General features: G+C 41.7%; 4 protein-coding genes. 3 read left to right on the forward strand and 1 reads right to left on the reverse strand.

The window, feature by feature from the left end:
* Positions 1 to 61: 61 nt before the first annotated feature.
* On the forward strand, positions 62 to 280 hold the full coding sequence (locus AB4238_RS16460; RefSeq protein WP_372034402.1) for a DUF3389 domain-containing protein: 219 nt from the start codon (positions 62 to 64) through the stop codon (positions 278 to 280).
* A 1-nt stretch (position 281) separates the two neighbouring features.
* Here AB4238_RS16460 and AB4238_RS16465 read toward each other — a convergent pair whose 3' ends face one another.
* Positions 282 to 1,295: a glutathione S-transferase family protein gene (locus tag AB4238_RS16465; protein ID WP_372034403.1), complete on the reverse strand. Its 1,014-nt coding sequence runs from the start codon at positions 1,293 to 1,295 to the stop codon at positions 282 to 284.
* A gap of 436 nt (positions 1,296 to 1,731) precedes the next feature.
* On the opposite strand from AB4238_RS16465, the gene AB4238_RS16470 reads away from it, so the two are divergent.
* Complete coding sequence (locus AB4238_RS16470; protein WP_372034405.1) at positions 1,732 to 2,403, forward strand: alpha/beta hydrolase; 672 nt, start codon at positions 1,732 to 1,734, stop codon at positions 2,401 to 2,403.
* 382 nt (positions 2,404 to 2,785) lie between these two features.
* Positions 2,786 to 4,498, forward strand: coding sequence for a bifunctional UDP-sugar hydrolase/5'-nucleotidase UshA (ushA, locus tag AB4238_RS16475; protein WP_372034406.1), 1,713 nt, complete (start codon positions 2,786 to 2,788; stop codon positions 4,496 to 4,498).
* Positions 4,499 to 4,631 lie beyond the last annotated feature (133 nt).

Here is a 4,631-nt window from a genome sequence, read left to right on the forward strand (position 1 = left end):
CTGACCGGCATTACAACCTTGTTGGGCTTTTTTAATATAGCGCTAAAAGCGGAGATCATAGATGATTATTGAGTTTAGTAATGGAAAAATTGTACTTACGCCATTTGAAGTGCAAGTAAGACTAAATAATCACTGTCATCTGTATGCCATGGTGGAAGATATCAAATTTCTTCAAGATGCATTAATGATGATTGCTGACGCGGGTGCAGTGCGTTGGAATCTTAAACTCGACAATGAGCAACAGTTGCAGCAGATCAGAGCCGAGCTTGGGATAAGTTAACTCATCGAGATTTAATTTGTGCTCGACCATGGGGCTGATGGAAATCAATGTCCGGTCCATTAGGGACTATCCGAGTTGGATTTATCATCTCATGGCTAAAATAGTAGTGTTGCTTAATGTGTTCAAAGTTTACCGTTTGTGATACTCCATCCATTTGATAAATTTCTTGTACGTAACCAAACAGTTGAGGGTAATCGACTATCCGTTTTTTATTAGTTTTGAAATGGCCCACATAAACGGCATCGAATCGAATTAAAGTGGTAAACAAGCGAATATCAGCTTCTGTAAATTCATCTCCAGTAAGATAACGGCGCGTTGACAGTCGCTCTTCTAACGTGTCTAAAGCTGTAAAAAGTTGTTCAAATGCCTCATTATAAGCGATTTGAGTAGTGGCAAACCCCGCCTTGTAGACGCCATTATTTACGCTGTCATAGATCCAGCTATTCAGCTCATCGATTTCTGCACGCAGCGCTTGAGGGTAAAAATCTCGGTTGTTATTGACTAGGTGATTAAAAGCGCTATTAAGCATGCGTATAATTTCAGCTGACTCATTACTAACGATTGTATTGGTTTTCGTATCCCAAAGCACAGGTACTGTGACTCTCCCGTTATAATTCGCATCTGCTTTCTGATAGATCTGATAAAGAAAGTCAGCTGCGTTTAATTCATCAACATCGGCGCCTTCAATATGGTGAGCGATTGGATTTTGTTTATTACCAGAAAACTCCCAGCCATTAGTTAACATGTGTGGTTCGACAATAGTCACACCTATGATCTCTTGTAGACCTTTGAGTTGCAGATAGATCAGAGTTCGGTGGGCCCAAGGGCAGGCGAGTGATACATATAAATGGTAACGATATTTTTCGGCTTTAAAACCGCGAAATCCGCTTTTGAACGGCATTCCGTCATGGGTTACCCAATCTCTAAAACTCGATTCTGACCGAGTAAATTTACCGCCAGTCTCCTCAGTTGAGTACCACTTATCGACCCATTTTCCGTTTTGAAGTAAACCCATGCTATTCGCCTGTATGCTGTTATTTCAATTAGCTCAGCTTAGCTGCAGCACGGGCAGTATTAAAGTGCATTTAGTTGCTCAAACCTTTCTATTTAATAACTGTACCCGTTCTACCTGAATATGCGGGATTCAGTGGGAATTTAATGGGCTTTAATCACGGCATTGATTGCCACGAATGGTCATTCCCTTAGTAAAATCAATAACACTGAGTAAAGTCCATTAAAGCCCATCGAAGAAGGCTTTGTGCCAGCCCACTTCGTTGTTGCACTCACTAAAAAGGGAATAACCATTTCTACGTTAATGCGCCTAGAATTGAACTGGCACATAGTCTCTGAAACGAGCATTTTCAAGTAGAGCGGGTATCTATAGGATGTTACTAGAGAGACTGATATCATGCGGATGTTTAGTTTTATCTTAATATAGTAAAAGGAAAGTCATGCTAGATAAGCCGTTAGAGAGAATTATTGTTGAGCCGTCAGTTCCAGCTACATCTTGTGTTATTTGGCTACATGGATTGGGCGATTCTGGAGCAGGCTTTGCGCCAGTCGTGCCGGCGTTAGGGTTACCTGTTGATCACAGTGTTCGTTTTGTCTTTCCTCACGCACCAGAGCAAGCAGTTACCATCAATAGTGGCTATATCATGCGTGCTTGGTATGACATAAAGAGTATGGATCTTCACGACCGAGCGGATATGAAAGGAGTGCTGGAAAGCGAAAGCTTAATTAATGCGCTGATAGATGAACAAATAGCCCAAGGCATTGAAGCAAATCGTATTGTCCTTGCTGGGTTTAGTCAGGGTGGAGTCATGAGTTTGTTTTGTGGCTTAAGGCTTAAGCAAAAGCTTGCGGGGATCATGGCATTATCTTGCTACCTGCCGACAGCAGACAAAATGCCTGTTGACCTTGCTAGTGAGAATAGTACTACGCCTATTTTGCAACAACACGGTACTCAAGATGAAGTTGTGCCGCTTAATGCCGGAATAATGGCATTCGAACTATTGAAAAGCCAAGGTTATGCTACTGAATGGCAAACCTATGATATGGGCCATAATGTGTTACCTGAGCAGCTACGAGATATCTCTAAATGGTTGCAAACGGTGTTGAATTAAAATTAGTGAAAACTAATAGCTGTTTTTTTGTTCGATCTGGCGTTGCTAAATAATGCAGCGCCTGTTCTCAATTAGAAACAATCGATTCTAAATTTCCTATCTCTATAACGTAATGAAATTATTTGTTTTAGTTTCTCGTGTTAGTAACAATCCATTTATCCGCTATTGATATTAAATCCACTAACTACCCCCTTGTTCTGTTAATGATACAGCCCGTGAAACAAAATGCTTTAAAAAGAGCGGTTTAGATCATCTTATGTAATGAATGTGACACAAATAAAGCATAATCTTTGCTAAGATGATTCACGGCGAAAATAGGGTTATTTCTGCCGAATATATAAAATGTTGCAAAAACATAAAAATAATCAAGGGGTTGATTGTAATGAAAAAGACTTTAATTAAAGGACTAATCGCGACAGCTGTTGTTACAGCGTTAACAGCATGTGGTAGCGATAATGATGACAACAAAGAAGTAGTGCTACCTGCGACGTGTGCAGAAGCTGGTGAAGCTTGTACTATCTTTACAGTACTTCACACTAACGATAACCATGGCCGTTTCTTCGAAAACAAGTACGGTGAATATGGTATGGCTGCGCGTAAAACACTGATCGATCAGATCCGCGCTGAAGTTGAAGCTGCTGGTGGCGAAACTATTTTACTATCTGGTGGTGATGTAAACACAGGCGTACCTGAATCAGACTTACAAGATGCTCGCCCTGATTTTGTCGGAATGAATTTAATGGGTTATGACGCCATGGCTGTCGGTAACCATGAATTCGACAATCCTTTAACTACGGTCGATATGCAGCGCGAACTGGCTGACTTCCCAATGCTTGCGGCAAACATCTATAACAAAGAGTCTGGTACTCGTTACTTCGACGCCTATAAAGTATTCAATGTAAATGGTATTCGCATTGCAGTTGTTGGTTTAACAACTGAAGACACTGCTAAAATTGCTAATCCAGAATTTGTTAGTGGCTTAGAATTTACTGATCCGAAGGAAGAGCTTAAGAAAGTTATTAAAGACATTAAAGATGCTGACGAAGCTGACCTAGTGTTTGCAACGACTCATATGGGGCACTATGCTGATGGTGCTCACGGTAATAACGCGCCTGGTGATGTAGCACTTGCACGTGCTATGGCTGAAGGCGAGCTTGCTGCCGTCATCGGTGGTCACTCTCAAAATCCGGTTTGTATGGAAGGTGATGCATACGATCCAGAATTTACTGCTGGTGCAGAATGTAAGCCAGACGTTCAGAACGGCACATTTATCATGCAAGCACACGAGTGGGGCAAGTATGTCGGTCAAGCAAACTTTGAATACTTCAACGACAAATTACATTTGGCAAGCTACAAGCTAATCCCTGTAAACTTGAAGGAGAAAAACGAAGAGGGCGAGCGAGTATTAATTGGTGAAGCGATTACTCCTGATGCTACAGTGCTTGAAATATTGCAGCAGTACCAAGATAAAGGTCAGGAAGGTCTATCTGAAGTTATTGGTTCTACAGATGGCAAGCTAGAAGGTGATCGTGGTGTAGTTCGTACTCAACAAACCAACCTAGGCCTACTCATTGCTGAAGCACAACGCTCTAAAGTTGATGCTGATTTCGCTGTGATGAACTCAGGTGGTGTACGAGATTCTATCGAAGCTGGTGAAATCACCTACAAAGATGTTCTTACAGTTCAGCCTTTTGGCAACTCTATCACTAAGAGTACACTTACGGGTGCAGAGATTACTGAGTACCTAAACGTTGTTGCTACTGTCGATATTGGCGCTGAAGGATCTGGTGCTTACCCGCAGCTTGCTGGCATTAAGATGGAAGTGGATTGTGCAGCTAAGACTGTTACAATCAATGACATTAACGGTAAAGGCTACGCTGCAGACGCTATGTATAGCTTCACAGTACCTAGCTACAATGCTGCTGGCGGTGATGGTTACCCAGTACTAACACCAGTTATGACTGGCTACGTTGATGCTGAAGTGATGTACACCTACATTAAAGATATAGGCGATATTAAAGTTGCAGACTTTGCGCCTGTAGATGGTGATATTCAGTTCTTGAACAGTAATAGCACTATGGCATGTCAGCTATAATGCATTAAGTTCAATTGAGAAAAGCAGCCTAATGGCTAATGCCGTTCACTTAACGTGAACGGCTTTCTTTTTTATGGGATATCGGTCCTTTGAACACTTCAACACTCTAGGGTAACTACGCTCCCTTTTCCCC

The organism is Shewanella sp. 10N.286.45.A1 (assembly GCF_041470405.1).
Classification (GTDB): Bacteria; Pseudomonadota; Gammaproteobacteria; order Enterobacterales; family Shewanellaceae; genus Shewanella.